This window comes from Pseudomonas sp. NY8896, from assembly GCF_039634505.1.
In genome coordinates, this window is sequence record NZ_CP132350.1 from 3,942,823 (window position 1) to 3,961,203 (window position 18,381).

13 protein-coding genes are annotated in these 18,381 nt (G+C 61.7%); 7 read left to right on the forward strand and 6 right to left on the reverse strand.

Annotated elements, in window-relative coordinates; all coding sequences use genetic code 11:
• The first annotated feature begins 106 nt into the window (after positions 1–106).
• Entirely contained in the window at positions 107–1,693 is a 1,587-nt protein-coding gene (locus Q9451_RS17650; protein WP_012272142.1) for a cyclic diguanylate phosphodiesterase, read from the forward strand.
• Between the two features lie 33 nt (positions 1,694–1,726).
• Positions 1,727–2,614, forward strand: a complete 888-nt coding sequence (gene rarD, locus Q9451_RS17655) for an EamA family transporter RarD (protein ID WP_041166484.1) — start codon at positions 1,727–1,729, stop codon at positions 2,612–2,614.
• Here rarD and Q9451_RS17660 read toward each other — a convergent pair.
• Positions 2,577–4,148, reverse strand: coding sequence for a TerC family protein (locus Q9451_RS17660; RefSeq protein WP_012272140.1), 1,572 nt, complete (start codon positions 4,146–4,148; stop codon positions 2,577–2,579). The two genes, rarD and Q9451_RS17660, sit on opposite strands and share 38 nt — an antisense overlap.
• Before the next feature lie 282 nt (positions 4,149–4,430).
• Between Q9451_RS17660 and Q9451_RS17665 the strand changes: the two genes are divergently transcribed.
• Positions 4,431–5,030 (forward strand): LysE family translocator, encoded by a 600-nt coding sequence (locus tag Q9451_RS17665; RefSeq protein WP_012272139.1) that lies wholly within the window; start codon positions 4,431–4,433, stop codon positions 5,028–5,030.
• On the opposite strand, the gene Q9451_RS17670 is transcribed toward Q9451_RS17665, so the two are convergent.
• The 3 genes from Q9451_RS17670 to Q9451_RS17680 form a co-directional block, all read right to left on the reverse strand.
• Positions 5,009–5,791, reverse strand: a complete 783-nt coding sequence (locus tag Q9451_RS17670) for an AraC family transcriptional regulator (protein WP_012272138.1) — start codon at positions 5,789–5,791, stop codon at positions 5,009–5,011. The genes Q9451_RS17665 and Q9451_RS17670 overlap by 22 nt on opposite strands.
• A 44-nt stretch (positions 5,792–5,835) precedes the next feature.
• Positions 5,836–6,954 carry a glycosyltransferase 61 family protein gene (locus Q9451_RS17675; protein WP_012272137.1) on the reverse strand — a complete coding sequence of 373 codons (1,119 nt, stop codon included), beginning with the start codon at positions 6,952–6,954 and terminating at the stop codon, positions 5,836–5,838.
• A gap of 73 nt (positions 6,955–7,027) precedes the next feature.
• The gene (locus Q9451_RS17680) at positions 7,028–8,182 is read right to left on the reverse strand and encodes a hypothetical protein (protein ID WP_012272136.1); all 1,155 of its coding nucleotides are present in this window, start codon (positions 8,180–8,182) and stop codon (positions 7,028–7,030) included.
• Between the two features lie 323 nt (positions 8,183–8,505).
• Here Q9451_RS17680 and Q9451_RS17685 point away from each other — a divergent pair, with 323 nt between their 5' ends.
• The 4 genes from Q9451_RS17685 to Q9451_RS17700 all read left to right on the forward strand — a co-directional run bounded on the left by Q9451_RS17685 (position 8,506) and on the right by Q9451_RS17700 (position 15,923).
• Entirely contained in the window at positions 8,506–12,333 is a 3,828-nt protein-coding gene (locus Q9451_RS17685; protein WP_012272135.1) for a DUF6543 domain-containing protein, read from the forward strand.
• Between the two features lie 147 nt (positions 12,334–12,480).
• Complete coding sequence (locus Q9451_RS17690) at positions 12,481–14,100, forward strand: NADP-dependent glyceraldehyde-3-phosphate dehydrogenase (RefSeq protein ID WP_012272134.1); 1,620 nt, start codon at positions 12,481–12,483, stop codon at positions 14,098–14,100.
• A gap of 110 nt (positions 14,101–14,210) precedes the next feature.
• On the forward strand, positions 14,211–14,678 hold the full coding sequence (locus tag Q9451_RS17695; protein WP_012272133.1) for a VOC family protein: 468 nt from the start codon (positions 14,211–14,213) through the stop codon (positions 14,676–14,678).
• 63 nt (positions 14,679–14,741) lie between these two features.
• Complete coding sequence (locus tag Q9451_RS17700; RefSeq protein WP_012272132.1) at positions 14,742–15,923, forward strand: hypothetical protein; 1,182 nt, start codon at positions 14,742–14,744, stop codon at positions 15,921–15,923.
• A gap of 165 nt (positions 15,924–16,088) precedes the next feature.
• Here Q9451_RS17700 and ilvA read toward each other — a convergent pair whose 3' ends face one another.
• Both ilvA and Q9451_RS17710 read right to left on the reverse strand, forming a co-directional pair.
• Positions 16,089–17,648 carry a threonine ammonia-lyase, biosynthetic gene (gene ilvA, locus Q9451_RS17705; protein WP_012272131.1) on the reverse strand — a complete coding sequence of 520 codons (1,560 nt, stop codon included), beginning with the start codon at positions 17,646–17,648 and terminating at the stop codon, positions 16,089–16,091.
• A 181-nt stretch (positions 17,649–17,829) separates the two neighbouring features.
• Positions 17,830–18,261: a PACE efflux transporter gene (locus tag Q9451_RS17710; protein ID WP_003253887.1), complete on the reverse strand. Its 432-nt coding sequence runs from the start codon at positions 18,259–18,261 to the stop codon at positions 17,830–17,832.
• Positions 18,262–18,381: the final 120 nt, after the last annotated feature.

Here is an 18,381-nt window from a genome sequence, read left to right on the forward strand (position 1 = left end):
GTAAACCGATTCTACATTGCGTAAAAATTTTTGTCGCGTTTTAGTTGCTCGCACGGTCAGGCAAACGGCTATCCTCTCGTTTATCCCTCATAGTAGTCAGGTCAGCATGCCCCTCACCACCAAACGCCGCGCCGCGCTCAGCTGGCGTACCCTGTTGCCCTGGGTCGTCGGCGTACTGCCGGTAATGTGCGGCCTGGGCGTGATGAACTGGCAGATCGAGCGCGAAATGCAAGCCAGTAGCCAGGCCACCACCCGGCAGGCGGTGGAGCACGTCGAGCGCATCCTCGACAACCTGTCCGCTGCTGCCAATGCGCTGCTGCCCCTGGCTGGCAGCGCTTGCGATCAAGCCCAGCTCACGTTGCGGGCCCAGGTTACCCGCAATGCCTTCGTGCGCTCGACCAACCTGTTCAGGCACAACAACCTTTATTGCACCTCGTTGTTCGGCGAGTTCGAGGAACCGGTCAATGCAGCCGACTACGTAGACGGCAAGCTATGGCTGATGGACGGCAATTCGGTTACGCCTGGCCACCCGCTACTGGTATACCGTGCCAGCGATGGTGACCACGGTGCAATCACCACGGTGGATGGCGACCACCTGCTGACGGCATTGCGCCTGATCGGCCCCGATGAAGAACTGCAAATCCGCGTCGGCGACGCCTGGATGGGCAAAGACGGAGTGGTGCACAAAGGCGTACCACCTGCCGCCTCCAGCGCCAACGTGTTGCTAGGCTCCACGCGATACCCGTTTAGCGTGCAGGGCGGCTACAGCGCCAACAAGCAAGGCCAACTGTTACGCAGCCACTACCCGGCCCTGCTCAGCCTGCTGCTGGTGCTGGGGGTTGTGGCGGCGCTGGCATGCCGCTGGCAGATTCGTCGCGTCACCTCCCCCCGTGCCGAACTGGATCGCGCCCTGCAGGCCGATGAGTTTCTGCCGTACTTCCAGCCGGTGGTACGCAAAGGCGATTACCGCTGGGCCGGCGCCGAAGTGCTGATGCGCTGGAATCATCCACGAGAAGGCCTGGTTCGCCCTGACCTGTTCATCCCATATGCAGAACACAGCGGGCAGATTGTCGCCATGACCCGGGCGCTGATGACGCATACCGCGCAAAGCCTGGCACCTTATGCCGGGCTGATGGAGGACGGCTTTCATGTTGGTATCAACATCACCGCGGACCATTGCCGCGATCTCAGGTTGCTGGATGACTGCCGTACGTTCCTGCAACACTTTCCGCCCGGCCGGGTGGTACTCACCCTGGAGCTGACCGAGCGCAAACTGATCGAACCCACGCCCGTGGCCCTCGAACTGTTCGAAAAACTGCATGCCATGGGCGTAATGATTGCCCTCGACGACTTCGGCACCGGCCAGTCGAGCCTCAACTACCTTCGGCAATTCAAGGTCGACTACCTGAAGATCGACCAGAGTTTCGTCGCCATGATAGGTGCCGATGCGCTGTCGGTGCACATTCTCGAAAGCATCATCGAGCTGTCGGCCAAGCTGGGCCTGGGCATCGTAGCCGAGGGTGTCGAAACCGACATTCAGCGCGACTACCTGGCCGAGCATGGGGTGGACTTCCAGCAGGGTTACCTGTTCGCCAGGCCCATGCCAGCTGCCCAGTTCCTTGAAGCCCTGGCCACACGCCCGGGCGCTGCGCAGTTGCCGCAAGGCGCTGCCCCTGAGATCATGCGCGGCTGATTCACTCGCTCAACTCCCGTATTCGAGGCATTCGTGTCAAAAGGCATTGTTTCATCGGTCATGGCGTCTTGTCTGTTCGCCGTGATGTACTTCTATACCTCGCTGCTCAAGCCACTCGATGGCGAAGAAATCTTTGGCTGGCGCACCCTGTTGACGCTGCCCTGCCTCACCTTGTTCATGCTTGTCTCGAAGGACTGGAAACGGGTCGGCGAGCTGTTGGGCCGGGTAAAGCGCACGCCGGTGCTGTTGCTCGGCATGGTCGGTACTTCGTGGCTGATGGGCGTGCAGCTGTGGCTGTTTCTCTGGGCGCCCCTGCACGGGCGTAGCCTGGAAGTGTCGATGGGCTACTTCTTGCTCCCGCTGGCCATGGTCCTGACCGGGCGACTGGTGTATGGCGAGCGCCTGTCGCGCCTGCAGAAGGTGGCGGTGGCTTGCGCCGCGCTGGGCGTGGGCCACGAGCTGTACCAAAATGGCAGCTTTGCCTGGGAAACCCTGTTGGTGACGATCGGTTACCCGATCTACTTCGTGCTGCGCCGGCGTTGCCGCACCGACCACCTGGGTGGCCTGTGGTGCGACATGTGCCTGCTGCTGCCGTGGGCCCTGTACTTCGTTATCCAGGGCCCGCTATCCAATGCCGACCTGCAAGCACACCCTGGGCTGTATGCGCTGATCCCGATCCTTGGGGCGATCAGCGCCTCGGCCCTGATCGCTTACGTACTGGCCAGCCGCATGTTGCCATTCAGCCTGTTCGGCCTGCTCAGCTACGTCGAACCCGTGCTGCTGGTGGGGGTGGCATTACTGCTGGGCGAAACCATCGGCCCGGATCAGTGGTTGACCTACCTGCCAATCTGGGCCGCAGTGCTGGTGCTGGTGCTCGAAGGCTTCAAGCACCTGTTGCGTCAGCGCCGCCGTTCGGTGTAAGCCGAACCTGGCGCACCCGCCGCTCTTCAACCGCCTCCACGGTCAGCATCCAGCCGTTCCAGGCCAACTGATCACCCACCATCGGCAGGCGGTCGAGCAAGCTCATCACCAGGCCCGCGAGGGTCTGGTAATCTTCGGTAGCACGGGCACTGAAGCCTGTACGGGCCTGCACCTGGCTCAAGTTCAGTGCACCACTGACCACAAAGGCTTCACCCTCCTGAACGATGCCGGGGCCTTCTACCTCGCTCGCATCCGGCAATTCACCGGCAATCGACTCAAGGATGTCGGTCATGGTCAGCAGGCCGGTAAAGTCGCCGAACTCGTTGACCACGAATGCGATGTGGGTCGACTGGCCACGCATCTGCTCCAGGGCATTGAGGATGCTGAAACTCTCCAGCAGGTTCAACGGCGCCCGGGCCATGCTTTCCAGATCGGGTTGGTCGCCCGACAGCAGCTCCTTGAGCAATTCCTTCTTGTGCACAAAACCCAAGGGTTCGTCCACACGGCCATCGCGGATCAACGGCAGGCGCGAGTACGGCGAGTTGACCAAGGCCTGGGTAATGGCCTCGGCCGGCTGTGCCAGGTCGATCACATCGACCTCGGCACGCGCGGTCATCACCGTACGGATCGGCCGCTCTGCCAGGTTCAGCACACCACTGATCATTACCCGCTCACGGCGGTCGAACAGCACCTGTTCCTCGCCACCTTCGACCAGATCGGCGATTTCCTCACCCACCTCGTCAGCTTCGATCCGGCGGCCGCCCAGCAGGCGCAGCACCGCATGGGCAGTACGTTCGCGTAGCGGTCGATGCTGCTGCAAGCTGCGCTTGCGGCGGGCACGGGCCAGCTGGTTGAACAGCTCGATCAGGATCGAGAAGCCAATCGCCGCATACAGGTAGCCTTTCGGGATATGGAAGCCCAGGCCTTCTGCAGTGAGGCTGAAACCGATCATCATCAGGAAGCCCAGGCACAGCATGATTACCGTGGGGTGGGCGTTGACGAAACGGGTCAGCGGCTTGCTGGCAACGATCATGATACCGATCGAGAAGATCACCGCGATCATCATCACCGACAGCTCATCGACCATGCCCACCGCCGTGATCACGGCGTCCAGCGAGAACACCGCGTCCAGTACCACGATCTGGGCGACGATCGGCCAGAACGCGGCATGGCGCAATGTGCCACTGGCCTGTGTCACGTGGCCCTCCAGGCGTTCATGCAGCTCCATGGTGGCCTTGAACAGCAGGAATACACCACCGAACAGCATGATCAGGTCACGGCCAGAGAAGCTCTTGCCGAATACGTCGATCAGCGGCGCGGTAAGTGTGACCATCCACGAAATACTGGCCAACAGGCCCAGACGCATGATCAACGCCAGGCCAAGGCCAATGACCCGTGCGCGATCACGCTGGTGAGGCGGCAACTTGTCGGCGAGGATGGCGATGAACACCAGGTTGTCGATACCCAGCACCAGCTCAAGGACGATAAGCGTCAACAGGCCTAGCCAGGCCGTTGGGTCGGCTAGCCATTCCATTAGCGGGTACTCACGAGGAAGGCGTCACAAGGACAGGGAAAGGATGGCCGAAACGGCCGAAAACTGGGGGGCTCCGCGAAGGTGCTCATATAGACCTTGATAACAAATTGGGAGGATGATGCTACAAGCACAGCAGGTTTCTCTAGTAGCGCAAAACTATTACAAAACCTGTAACACCTCTGCACTGCACGCTTCCAGTTGTGGAGAGGGTACTTTTGTTCAATACCTCTGCAAGCGGATGCCCGAGGATGAAGCCCTCCTTCAGCCATTCGGATTTCCCTCATGAGCCTGTCCTTGTCAATGGCCGCCTTCGCCTTGGCGGCCTCGATTTCCCCCGGCCCGGTCAACATCGTCGCACTAGGCAGCGGTGCCCGCCACGGCCTGCGCGCCAGCCTGGCACATGTGGCCGGCGCCACGCTGGGCTTTTGCCTGCTGCTGGTGCTGGTCGGGCTGGGCGTGCATCAGCTGATGTTGCGCTGGCCTTTGCTGGGCCTGCTGTTGCACTGGAGCGGTGTGGCATTTCTGCTGTACATGGCGTGGAAACTGGCCAGTGACGATGGCAACCTGGGCAGCGAACACCCGACCATGGCCCCTTCAGCCTGGCAGGGCGCGGTAATGCAGTGGCTCAACCCCAAAGCCTGGTTGGCAGCAGTCGCCGGCGTGGGCGCCTACACCGGCGGTGAACAGCACCTGCTGTGGCTGTTCGCCTGGATCTATGGGCCAATCTGTTTCATCTCGGTGGCCTGCTGGGCGTGGGCCGGGAGCGTGATCCGGCGGTATCTGGGCAATCCACGGCATATGCGCCTGCTGAACCGAGGGTTGGCCGTGTTGCTGATTGCCAGTGCGGTTTACCTGATCATTCAGCCAAGCGCATTGCGATAATGCCCTGGTGTCGCCGCCAGTTGCTGCTTGAATGCCCGCTGCAAATGCGCCTGGTCGGCAAACCCGGCCTCCTGTGCCACTTCGGCAATCGCCCGGCCTTGCCGCAGCCGCGCCCTGGCCAGCTGCACGCGCTGGTCGAGCAGATAGCCATGCGGGGTCAGGCCGAAATGTTGGCGGAACGCACGAATCAGGTAGGAGCGTGACAGGCCGCAGGCCGCGCAGATGTCCTCGAGGCTCAACGCGTCACTGCGGTGGGCGCGTATGAATGCTGCCGCCGCCTGCAGTCGAGGGTTGCCCTCGTCACTCACAGGGGCACTGCCACCCAGTAATTTCGGCAATCCGCTGAAAAAAGCCGCCAGGCGCGCTTCGCGATCTGGCAGACGGGTATCGAACAGGTCGGCGAAGGTTTGCAAAAGCCGCTGGTACAACAGCGGCGAACGGCTCCAGGTCTGCGCCGGCAAGGCAAACCCCAAGGCCTGCAACCAAGGCTGGTCGACGAACAGCATCAGGTAGGACCACGGCTCCCCGGCAACAGGGTTGCAGGTATGCACCACACCCGGGTTCATCAGCACCGTGGTCCCCGCCGTCACCTCGACACCCTGACCGGCGTTAAGGTAGGTGCTGCGCCCACCCGTGATCACCCCGATGGAGAAGCTTTCGTGGGCGTGCGCGGCGTAACACACCTTGCGCCCGTCCCCTACCCTTCGGGCTTCGACGAATGGCAGCGCCGGGTCGCGCCAGAACCGTGATACCTCGATCATCCTTCGCCTCGCCCGCCGCAGCCATGTGCCCGAATACTACACACTTAGCGTGGGAACAGGTCCAGTGTGCGCTCTACCTCGCCGATATCGATCCGAAAACCGTCACCTTCCGGTATGCCGACCACGAAACCGAAATGCTGGTGGTCGCGGTCCGTCAGGTACTTGTAGTAACTGACAAAGCGGTTAGGTGGCTGCAAGGTCAGCAGGCAACCGCCTGCCTGCAGCACATTCACGCCGTGCACCAACTGGCTGCCCTCTACCCCGATCACCACTTGGGCACCGGCGCAGGCAGCGACAATACTCGGCAGGTCGGACTTCAGCGGGTTGACGATGCGAAAACCACGGGTAACGCGCAAGTGCTCGGCAAGCTCAAGCTCGTTGCGCAAGAGGCGCAGGTCGCCATCACCACCGCGCAGCAGGAACACCCCAGGATGTTGCGCATGCGGCACATGCGAAAGCAGCTTGTCGCCCATCGCACGATAGCGGGCATGCCGGCTGCGGTTGTTGCTCTGGTCATCGAACAGCACCAGCTCACGGAAGAACGCACTGCGCAAACGCAGCGGTTTCATACCCAGCAACTCCTCATAGGCCGGTGCCTGAGTAAACAGTGGAAACCGGGCAGAAGGTGCGGTGGTCACCGGGATACCTTCGTTACAAGCCAGCGCATAGGTCGGGCAATCTTCCATCAGCCAGGTGCCGAACCACGAGTTGCCGTTTTGCGTGCAGTAGATAGCCGCGCGGTCGATCTCATTGTCGACGATGATGGTCGGGAAGGTGCTTGGCTTCAGTGACAACCAATGGCTGGCCTTGCCCTTGTACAACGCCCCGTCGATTAGCCACACATCCTTGATCAGGTAGCCGCGGGTTGGCCCTTGCAGCGTATTGACGCCGCCTTCCATGGTGCGTGCCGGGTGCACGTAGGGGTAGAAGCGCTTGCCTTCCCAGCCTGTCACCCGTTCCAGCTGGCCGGGCAGAAAAATGGCTGGCGGCGAAACCGTGGCTTCGCCAGGGGCTATGTCCCAGCTCTTGGTGGCGATGCTTTTAAGGTCGATGGCCGTGTTCTTGCCCAAGCGTTTGCGCGCCATGTAGCGATAGGCGGCCAAGGTCCAGGTGTGATGCTTGGCTGCGGGCGATGCACTGAACTGCGAGATATCGCCTCCCATGAAGCGTCCTCCCTTGATGACGAAGTCTGAAGCCTGGCGCAAGGCGCCCTATCAATGCATCCCTGGCAGCCACTCAGTTGCATGTGACCCTTTCCATGGTGGGCGGTGACTGCTGGCTTGCGTAACGGCTGCGCAACGTTTCCACGAACGGCTCACCTGCACCGTTGCCACCGTAGAGATAAATCTTATGCAGGCCGCCAAACACCATTTCGTGGTAACGGCTGGCAACTTCCTCATCGCTAGGCCCATCCGGCAACCCCAGATGCAGCGTGAGCTTGTCGCCTTCGACGGCGAACATCGGCGTGTCCCACAAGAACTTCGCCGTGCCGGTCTTTGGCAGGCGGACAAACAGGTACGCATGGTTACCCAGTGAGTCGATATCACCACCCCGGCGGCGCTTCCATTTCAACAGGCCGTCGTCCGGGCGTGCCAGGCACAGGCCGATGTCGTAGTAATCGAAGCCCTGCTCCAGTGCCCATTCAAGCGCCATGAAGGTGGTGATCGAATTCACCTCGCGCAGTTTCTTCGCATCGGAAAACACCGCCTCGCAATAGCCAAAGCGCAAGGTGCTCCAGTAACGCTTGCCGCCGCGTACCACTTCACACCCCAGGTGGCAGCCGATCACTTCATCGCCCAGCATGATCAAGTCGAGCCGGCCGACGCTCTTGGCAATTCGGAACACCTCTTCGGTAGGGAACTGCGCGGCGTGGATGCCTTGCCTGGCCGTGGCATAAGGGCGCAGCAGATCGCGGTCGGCCATGCTGATTTCGTCGTCCGAGAGGGCTTGGCGCATGTGATACAGCGGCCGGTTCTTGCGAATGCTGCGGCGCAGTTCGCTGTCGTAGCGGGCCGTGATGTCATCCAGTGGTCGCCCCAGCGGCACCACGGCGCTCAGGTAATGCGGCACGGACAGCGCCCCCGAGGTCGGCATTTCGCTGATGACCACCACATGGTTGGCAGGCGCCGTGGCATTTGCACCCTCCACGATCGATGCGCTGCCCTGGCCTTTGCCGCCGATCAGCAGCTTGGCCATTTCCCGTTGCTGCTTGCGGCCGATGTAGAGGATTTCGTACGGGCTCTCCTGCTGCGGCCGAAACCTGGCAACCTCCCACCGCCAGAAACAGGCACGCGCCATCATTTCTCGCGTTTTGCTGGCCAGCAGCCTCATTTCGTAGCGCGTGGAGGGCGACAGGAGCTTTCGCGCCACAGCTGTCAAGGTCTCTTTCATTTCTTCTTCGACGTCCTTTGAAGTGCTCTATGGCCATGCGTAAAGAGAGAAAAATGCAGCAAAAACACTTAACGCTTTGATTTTTATAGTTTGCCCTACAACTTTATTATCACATTCAGTAACAATTTAAGATGCCCCGAAAGGCTTTGGCAAGCGGCTCTTCGCTGACTTTAGATCAAGTTTCATGGCGTCAAATTTTCTGCTCTAAAAGCCTCCATCAGCGAAACTTTGCTATAAGCGTGCCGATAAGCACGATACTCCGTTACCACTTGGCTATTGATAATTAGCGTTTGATGCCTTCTTTGCATAAAAGGAGCATCACCATGCCTGATTACCTTCCGCATCAAGCCCTGCTGAAGGCGCAACTACCCCATTGGGCCCACCGGGCAACACCCAAACAGTGGGCCGCGTTGCAGCAAACCCAGGCTAATGCCTGGCAAGAGCAGGACTGGTTCGCCAATGCCGCCCCAGACCTGCGCCAGGCAGTGCACGCCAGCCAGGCACGCCTGGTTCGCTCACAAGCCGCCTTGGCCCGCTCACTCAAGGGCCTCGCACAGATCACCGAATTCGCCGAACCCTTGCTGCAAGGCCGCCTTGCGGCACATGGTTTTCACGCGCCACTGCGCAACAGCCAGTTGCTGCGGGTTGAAAGCAACTGGCACTGGGTCGGCTTACGCTATCTCTACAGCCATCGTCGCGACAATTTGTTACAAGCGGCCCTGCAGAACTTTGCCGATGACGAAGTATTTACCTCCCAGAGCGCGATTGCGCTGAAGGACAACATCCATGTCACGGCAATTCAGGTTCAAGGGTACGCTCCCCTTGGCATGCAGGTGCCGACTGCGCAGTTTCCACTGAAGTCGGAACACTACCAGGTAGATCGTTTGCCGCTTAGTCCCGAAGCCTTCGCCACACTGTGTCGAGAACTGGACTTGGGTGGCACCTACCAGGCCCATCTGACACACCATTTAGGGCAACCCGGCGTTCGCGCGCAAGCCATGCACGTGCAACAAGACAGCCTGCGGCTGGCGGCCGACCTGGCCTACCTGCGACACCTGCTTGGCGGCAACGCTCGTGACGAAATAGAGCGACTGTTGCAAGGTGACAACGTGACGTGCTGGCAGCTGGCGCTGTTCGGCAGCATCCTGCACGAAGTGATGCTGATCGATGTCGGCAGCGCGGGGCTTGCGCTGTTCTTGCCTGGCCATGACCCAGCGCTGCGCCAGTGCCATGACCTTGAAGCGGTGCATGAAGCGTTGGCGACGTTGTTGCTGGAGCCCGCAGCGCGCCAGGCATTTACCGCCTACATCAGGCTGGATGAGCGCGCGCACTTTCTCGACCTGCTGCAACAGAACCTCGACGCCTCCGGCAACGCTGCCTTCGACCGCCCCTGGCTGCGTGCAGCGCACGTGGACTTGCGCCCGACGCACCAGGTGATCGCGGCAGAGCCGTTCGGCTACTACCAGGACCAGCACCTGGCCCGCCTCAAGCATGAAGCCAGCCAGCTTGCGGTACCGACCGCAACGGCCGATGCCAACGCTCGAACCAAACGCCTGGAAGAATGGGAAAACCTTGGCTGGGATGCACTGAACGTTGCCGGCTTCTTCATACCAGGGGCAGGCCCCTTGATGCTGGCCGTCACCGCTTGCCAGTTGCTGGGCGAGGTATTCGAAGGCTACGAGGCTTGGGAGGAAGGCGACCGCCACCTTGCCCTGCGCCATCTGGAAGCCGTCGGCCTGAACCTGGGCCTCATAGGCGGCCTTGCCGTGGCAGGCCGCGTGGTCCCCAAACTGTTCGGCAGCCCGCTGCTGGAAAACCTCCAGGAAGTGCCCGGCAACAACGGGGGCTACAAGCTCTGGAATCAGGACCTGACCCCTTACCGCAGTAGCATCGAGCTGCCAGAGCATCTGCAACCCAATGCGCAAGGCCAGTACCTGCACGAGGGCCAGCAATTCATCCGCCTGGACGGCCATCTTTTCCAGCAGCACTTCGACAACACGCTGCAGCAATGGCGCATCATTCACCCGGACACAGCGGATGCCTGGCAGCCACCGCTGGAACACAATGGGCAAGGTGCCTGGCGCGGCCAGCATGAACAGCCCGCCCAGTGGCCTTTCGCAACACTCGTGCGGCGCCTGGGTGAGCCATTCGCAGCGTTCACACCCCAGCAACTGGAGCAGGCCGGACGCATCTGCGGCATCGACGCAGAACGCTTGCGCCAGGTGCACCTGCAAGGCCAGCCAACCCCGCCGCTATTGCTCGACACCCTGCAACGCATGGCGGCACGGACCGAAGTGCGAGGCATGGGTGCAAACGCAGCGCCGGGTCTGTTCGACCAGCTCTACAACGGCGACGCGGCAGTCGCCCCCGCAACGCAGCAGCTGCTTACGGCCTACCCACGCCTGTCTCCCGCCTTGGCCAGGCGGTTGCTGGCACGGCTGGACGATACTGAATCACTCACCTGGCAAGAGCACGGCGAGCTCCCCAAAGCGATTGGCCAACAGATCCAACGGGCACACAGCGAGCTGCCGCTGGTACGTGCGTTGGAAGACTTGTTGCATCCTGCGCAGTGCAGCGCTGACAGTGAGCGCCTGCTGTTCAGCGCACTGGACGCCCTGCCCGAATGGCCTGCTGACCTACGCCTTGAGTTGCGCGCTGCAAGCCCGCAAGGCCCAACGTTGAACTACGTCGGCAGTGAGCAGGCCACCACCCTGTGCCGGGTGATCAAAACGGCCGAAGGCTATGAGGCCGATCTGGGAGAGCGCCCGGCGCCCGCGCTGCGTGATGAGGACCTGTGCCGTGCCGTGGAGCAGGCGCTGCCACGCGTGCAGCGCGAAGCCCTCGGCATTGCACGAAGCGACGGCAGCGTAGTGCGCCAGCGCGTACTGGCGTGGGTCGATAGAAACAGGCCCGTGCTGGCGCAGCGACTCTGGGGAGCGCCTCTGCAGCGGCGCTCGACACAAGGCTGGCTACGCGGCGGCCGCCCCCTGGAGCCGTTGCCAGCGCCCCCGCTTCAGGCCGGTTCTCTGGCAGCGGCTTACCGCCGCATTTTCCCCGATGCCACCGATGCGGAGTTCGCCGACTGGCTGGGCGATGAACAGGAAGACCACGACCTGTATGACATGCGTACACCCACCGAGCGACTGCGAGACCTCCAGCAGCACCTGAGCGCTCTGCGGCAAAACCTGCAGCAATGGGCAAGGCCCGACCCATCAAGCCCGCACCAGCGGCACCTGGCAGTGCGCCCAATCATCAACGCCTGGCGCCGCCTTTCCTGGCTGCCATTCGGAAGCACTGGCCGACTCTTCAGCCTTGACCTTTCCGGCCTCGACCTGCGCAACGAGGACCTGGCGACACTCTACCTGCCCGATCAATTCACCCACATCGAACACATCACACTTAACGACAACCCGATGCTCAGCCACCTCCCAGCTGATTTTCACGAACGTTTCCCCAACCTCAAGCGCCTGTTTCTCACCAATTGCCGCTTCCAGCGCCTACCTGAACTGACCAGCCCCGAGCATCTACTCTGGCTGGACCTGGACAGCAATCGCATTACCTGGGATAGCCAGGCTCAACGAACGCTAAACCAGTTCAGCCAACTAGGCATACTCGATCTGACTGACAACCCCCTGCTTCAGGCACCCGACCTGCGTCGGCTTTCCGGGCTCAGGACCGTGTTCCTGTCCGGTTGTGCGCTCACCGAATTGCCGCGGGGCCTGCAGCTCATCAGTGAACCTGTGGTGCTGGACCTTACATCCAACCAGTTCCAGCAACTGCCTGCCGCGTTCAATGTTCCACACCCGGTAGCTGAATCCCTGAGCCTTGAAAGCGAGTGGCTGGGCCAGACTGCATTGGCACAAATCGATGCCTACAACACTGCCCACGGTGTCGATCTGATGGTAAACGAAGATGATTACCTGGACTTCTTCGAGAACACAGGCCCTGCAGAAGTCGAATTGTGGCAACGCTTGCCACTGCAATTTCGCCGTGACCTTCGGCCATTGCTCGACCAAGAGCCCTTCCTGTCGCAGCCGAATCAGGCCCGCAGGGAATTCTGGAGACGTTTGACAGTGATCGATACGAATCAAGCCCTGCGCGAGGAGTGGCTCACCCACCCGCCACGCGACCTTTTCAATCTGCCGCTTTAGTCATGTTCGCGGTGCCTGTCGGCGCATCGGCAGGCATTTGCTCTGCGGGTGAGCCAGACTGGTGTTTTTTCCGCAGCCGGTGCATGCTCGAGGCTGAAGCGATTCACCTGGCTTGAAACCCGCCCTGTAATGTGAGGTGCAGTACCCATGGACCGTCTGCTCGATTCACTCTTCCCCAGCGCCGATAACATTCCGGAAGCCTGGCGCCTGGGAGCCCCCCTGGAACAACGCGACTACCTGGTCAACGGTGAACTCAGACGCTGGGACGGCCCCCTGGCCACGGTGCGCAGCCCGGTGTGGCTCAAGCAAGGCGACACCGAGCATCAGGTCATTCTGGGCAGCGCCCCGCTGCTCGATGCCGACACCGCGCTCACCGCCCTCGACGCCGCCGTACAGGCCTACGACAAAGGCCGTGGTGCCTGGCCGAACATGCGCGTGGCCGAGCGTATCCAGCATGTCGAAACCTTCCTCGCACGCATGCGTGAACAGCGCCAGGCCGTGGTCAAGTTGCTGATGTGGGAAATCGGCAAGAACCTCAAGGACTCGGAAAAGGAATTCGACCGCACCTGCGACTACATCGTCGACACCATCAACGCCCTCAAGGACCTTGACCGCCGCTCCAGCCGCTTCGAACTGGAACAGGGCACCCTCGGCCAGATCCGCCGTGCGCCACTGGGCGTCGCACTGTGCATGGGGCCGTACAACTACCCACTGAACGAAACCTTCACCACGCTGATCCCGGCGCTGATCATGGGCAACACCGTGGTGTTCAAGCCGGCCAAGTTCGGTGTGCTGCTGATTCGCCCACTGCTCGAGGCGTTCCGCGACAGCTTCCCGCCGGGGGTGATCAATGTCATCTATGGCCGCGGCCGGGAAACGGTGAGCGCGCTGATGGCCAGCGGCAAGGTGGATGTGTTCGCCTTCATTGGCACCCACAAGGCCGCCAGCGACCTGAAGAAGCTGCACCCACGCCCCCACCGCCTGCGCGCCGCACTGGGCCTGGATGCCAAGAACCCAGGCATCGTGCTGCCTCAGGTAGACCTCGACAATGCCGTCGAAGAGGCCGTCACCGGGGCGCTGTCGTTCAATGGGCAGCGCTGCACGGCACTGAAGATCCTGTTCGTTCACGAGGACGTGGTCGACGCCTTCCTCGACAAGTTCCAACGCAAACTGGCAGCGCTCAAACCCGGCATGCCGTGGGAGCCTGGCGTGGCGCTGACACCGCTGCCCGAGCCTGGCAAGGTCGACTACCTCGATGGCCTGGTCGCCGACGCCACGGCCAAAGGCGCGCACGTGCTCAACGAAGGTGGCGGGCACAGCCGCGGCTCGTTCTTCTACCCCGCCTTGCTGTACCCGGTCAGCCAGCAAATGCGCGTGTACCACGAGGAGCAGTTCGGCCCGCTGGTGCCGGTGGTACCCTACCGCGACCTGCAAACGGTGATCGACTATGTGCTGGACTCCGACTACGGCCAGCAACTGAGCCTGTTCGGCAACGACCCGGCCACCATTGGCAGCCTGGTCGACATTTTCGCCAACCAGGTCGGGCGCATCAACATCAACGCACAATGCCAGCGTGGCCCGGACACCTACCCGTTCAACGGCCGCAAGAACAGCGCCGAAGGCACACTGTCGGTGCATGACGCCTTGCGCGTGTTCTCGATCCGTACCCTGGTCGCCACGCGCTTCCAGGAGGCCAACAAGGAACTGATCAGCGACATCATCCGCAACCGCCAGTCGAGCTTCCTGACCACCGACTACATCTTCTGACGGCCGCGCTTATAGACAATCGATCTAGCGTCACTGTCGATTTTCCATCTGTGCAAACGACTCTAAGCAACAGGGCGTCCTCCGGCGCCCCTTGCACAGGAGCGTCCAACATGGCAGTCAAACCCATCCCCGAAGGCCAGCACAGCATCACCCCCTACCTGGCCATCAACGACGCCGCCAAGGCCATCGAGTTCTACAAGCAGGCCTTTGGCGCGGTTGAAATGTTCCGCCTCGATGCCCCAGGTGGCCGCGTTGGCCATGCCGAGCTGAAGATTGGTGATTCGTCGCTGATGCTGGGCGACCCCTGCGACATGGAAGGCGGCCTCACCGCCAGCCAGAAGCTCAGCGGCGCAGGCGTGGGCCTGCACCTGTATGTCGAAGACTGCGACAAAGTCTATGCCCAGGCCCTGGCCGCTGGCGGCACCCAACTGCACCCCTTGACCGACCAGTTCTACGGTGACCGCAGCGGCACCCTGAAAGACCCGTTCGGCAACATCTGGTTCGTCTCCACTCACAAAGAGGACCTGACACCCGACGAGATTCGCGCCCGCGCCGCGAAGATGTTCGGCGGTAACTGAGCGGCAAGTTGAAAGCGGCGCGACTTTGCTTGAAGCTTGAGGCTCGTAGCTTGGAGCCGCTTCATGCGAATCATCGACAAAACCGCCGTTCAGGTGCGCAGCCTGACCCCTGCCGAAGAAGAGCTGCTGGTCGGCTTTGCCACCGGCAGCCTCGCCGGCCCGCGCCTGCTGCAAGCCAACCAGCTGCTGATGAAGGTGCGCAATGCCAACCAGTGGCTGGCCTGCGATTGCCGCAACGACGCCTTGCCGGTGCTCAATGTCACCCTTAACGGCAACACTGGCACGCTGTTCCTCAAGAACAACCCAGGCACCGCCGAGCACGCGCCCGGCTGCCCGTTCACCAAAGACGAGCAGGAAGCCGCCGAGCGCGAAAACGACCCCGCGCCACCCGCCGCCTGGCTGCCGCCAGACACCCCCTTGCGCCTGATCGGCGACTTGCGCGCAGGCACAGCCGGTGCAGGCAGCGATGGCAGCGATCGGCGCGAACAACAGCGCCTGCTGTCACTGCTGCTGACATGGCTCGAAACCAGTGGCCTCAACCTTTACGCCACCCACCTGAAAAAGGACCTGACCGGCCAGTTCGCCGAACTGCGCAGCGTGGCCAGCCGCTACCCGCTGCTGGAACGGGTGCCTGCCAGCAACTACCTGGAAACACGCCTGGACATGAAGCACATGATGATGCTCAAGTCCCGCCTGCGCGAAGCCTCGGTGTTCGGCAACCACCGCCGCCACGGCCTGCTGTTGGACTGCGTCGACCAGATCAAAGGGCGCAAACTGTTCAACAACCGCAGTGAAGACGGCTTCGACTTCCAGGGGCACCACCTGTACTGGGGCGGCAGCCGTACCACCGGGCCGTTGCTGGCCCTGATGATCTACTCGCCGACCAGCGCCGGTAGCCATTACTACGAGCTGATTCATGTGGCCAGCGTGCCCGTGCTGTCACGCGCGCACCTGTTCCCGGTATACCGCGATGAAGAACGCGAGCCGCTCAAGGCGCTGGTGTCGCTGATCGACTGGATGGCCAGCAAGGGCGTGAAAGTGCAGATGCGCAGGCCGGTGATTGGCGGGCAGGTCATGGATGAGCTGCTGATGACCTCGGACCAGGACCGGGTGCTGTCGGTGTCACTGCTGGAACAGCCGATCGGGCCCGAGCCGGATGCTGAAAATTTCAAGCGCTACGCCGACTTCAAAAGTTTGGAAACTTTCCGCAAGTTCGTCGCCGGCTTTTTCATGCGCGAGCGTTGATACCCGCCCTTGCACGAACCCTTGTAGGAGCGGCCTTGTGTCGCGATCGGGCTGCAAAGCAGCCCCTCGATTTTTGCGGCGGCAATGATATTCAGGGGCCGCTTTGCGGCCCATCGCGACACAAGGCCGCTCCTACACGAGATTGCATTGTTCAACGATTGCGTGTCAGCCCAAAAACAGCGTGTACGCCGGGTTATCCGTCTCATCCCAATACCGATACCCCATCTCATCCAGGGCCAATGGCAACCCCGCCAGCTCATCCGCCGGCACTTCCAAAGCCGCAAACACCCGCGCCTCCGCTGCCCCATGGTTACGGTAATGGAACAGGCTGATATTCCAGCGCTTGCCCAACCGCTCCAAAAAGCCCAACAACGCCCCAGGCCGCTCGGGGAACTCGAAACGCAGTACCCGCTCATCCGCGCCCGGTGCTGCATGCCCGCCCACGGTATGGCGCACATGCAGCTTGGCCAGCTCGTTGTCGGTCAAATCCAGCACGTTGTAACCCTGCTCGCGCAAGTTGGCCAGCAACTGCTCGCGTGGGTCGTGCACGGGGTGGGTTTGCATACCCACGAACAGGCGCGCTTCCTTGCCGGGGTAGTAGCGGTAGTTGAATTCGGTGATTTGCCGCTTGCCCAGCGCCTGGCAGAAGGCGCGGAAGCTGCCCGGTTGCTCCGGGATGGTGACGGCGATGATCGCCTCGCGCTGCTCACCCAGTTCAGCCCGCTCGGCCACATGGCGCAAACGATCGAAGTTGACATTGGCCCCGGAGTCGATTGCTACCAGGGTCTGCCCCTGCACGCCTTCGCGCGCCACGTACTTCTTGATCCCGGCCACGGCCAGGGCCCCGGAAGGCTCGGTGATCGAGCGGGTGTCATCGTAGATGTCCTTGATTGCCGCGCACAGTTCGTCGCTGCTTACCGTTACCACCTCATCGACGAAGTGCCGGCACAGTTCGAAGCAATGGGCACCGATCTGCGCCACCGCCACGCCATCGGCGAAGGTGCCAACCTGCGGCAAGATCACCCGCTCGCCAGCTGCCATGGCGGCCTGCAGACAGTTGGAGTCTTCCGGCTCCACGCCGATCACCTTCACCTCTGGGCGCAGGTACTTCACATACGCGGCGATACCAGCGATCAAGCCGCCTCCGCCCACCGGTACAAAGATGGCGTCCAGGGCACCTGGGCGCTGACGGAGGATTTCCATGGCCACGGTGCCCTGCCCGGCAATCACGTCCGGGTCATCGAACGGTGGTACGAAGGTGGCGCCTTCGCTGTCGGCCAGTTTCAATGCGTGGGCCAGGGCATGGGGGAAGCTCTCGCCGTGCAGCACCACATGCCCGCCGCGCGACCGCACCCCTTCCACTTTCAACGACGGGGTGGTGGTCGGCATGACGATGGTGGCCTTCATGCCCAGGTGCGATGCCGCCAGGGCCACACCCTGGGCGTGGTTGCCCGCCGAAGCGGTGATCACCCCGCACTCGCGCTGCGTGGGGGTAAGACGCGACAGGCGAGTGTAGGCCCCACGAATCTTGAACGAGAACGTAGGCTGCAGGTCTTCGCGCTTGAGCAGTACTTGGTTACCCAGGCTGGCGGACAAGGCAGGCGCGGCCTGCAGGGGCGTTTCGATGGCCAGGTCGTACACCGGCGCGGCAAGAATGCGCCGCACCTGCTCCGACAGCAGTTGCTGGGGGGTGACGGTGGTACGAAGGACACTGAAGCTGGTCATCGATGACTCCTTGGCTGTTTTCACGTTGCCCAGGAGTCAGAGAGAAAAAACCCGCCTCCAGGGCGGGTTCGGTGCACGTATGCGCTAGCCCGCCAAGCTGATAATGGCGGTAATAATAATGGCGTTCACGTACGGGAATGTGTTCATGGGGTAGGAACTTAGCCTGCCGCCCGGCCGCAAGTCAACACTTGGCTTGCTGCGCCGAAAGCGGCACATCGAACACCTTGTCGAAGCCCCACTGGAAGACGAAGGCGTAAACGAAGAAGAACACGAACAACGCCAGGTTGGTCAGCAGTGCCGCCCACAGGCTCACGTCCAGCCAGTACGCCACCAACGGCAGCAGAATCACCACCAACCCGCCCTCGAAGCCCAGCGCATGCAACAGGCGCCGCAAGAAAGTGCGCTCCCGCTTGTGCTGGCGCGCTTCCCAACGCTCGAACACCCAGTTGTAGCCCATGTTCCAGCTCATCGCGATGCCCGACATCAGCACCGACAACACGGTCGACTGCGCCATCCCGGCACCGAACGCCAGTTCCAGCGCGGGCGCCACGCAGGCGACCGCGATGGCCTCATAGAGAATGGCCTGGACGATCTTGCGGGCCTTGCCTTGCATGTTCAACTCCCTGAATAAACGACCTGTAAAACTACAAGATGTAGCCTGTAAGAAAAAGCCCGAAATTTGGACAACATCGCGTTCGGCTGCTTGTATCTATCCCGTACAAACAGTGACATC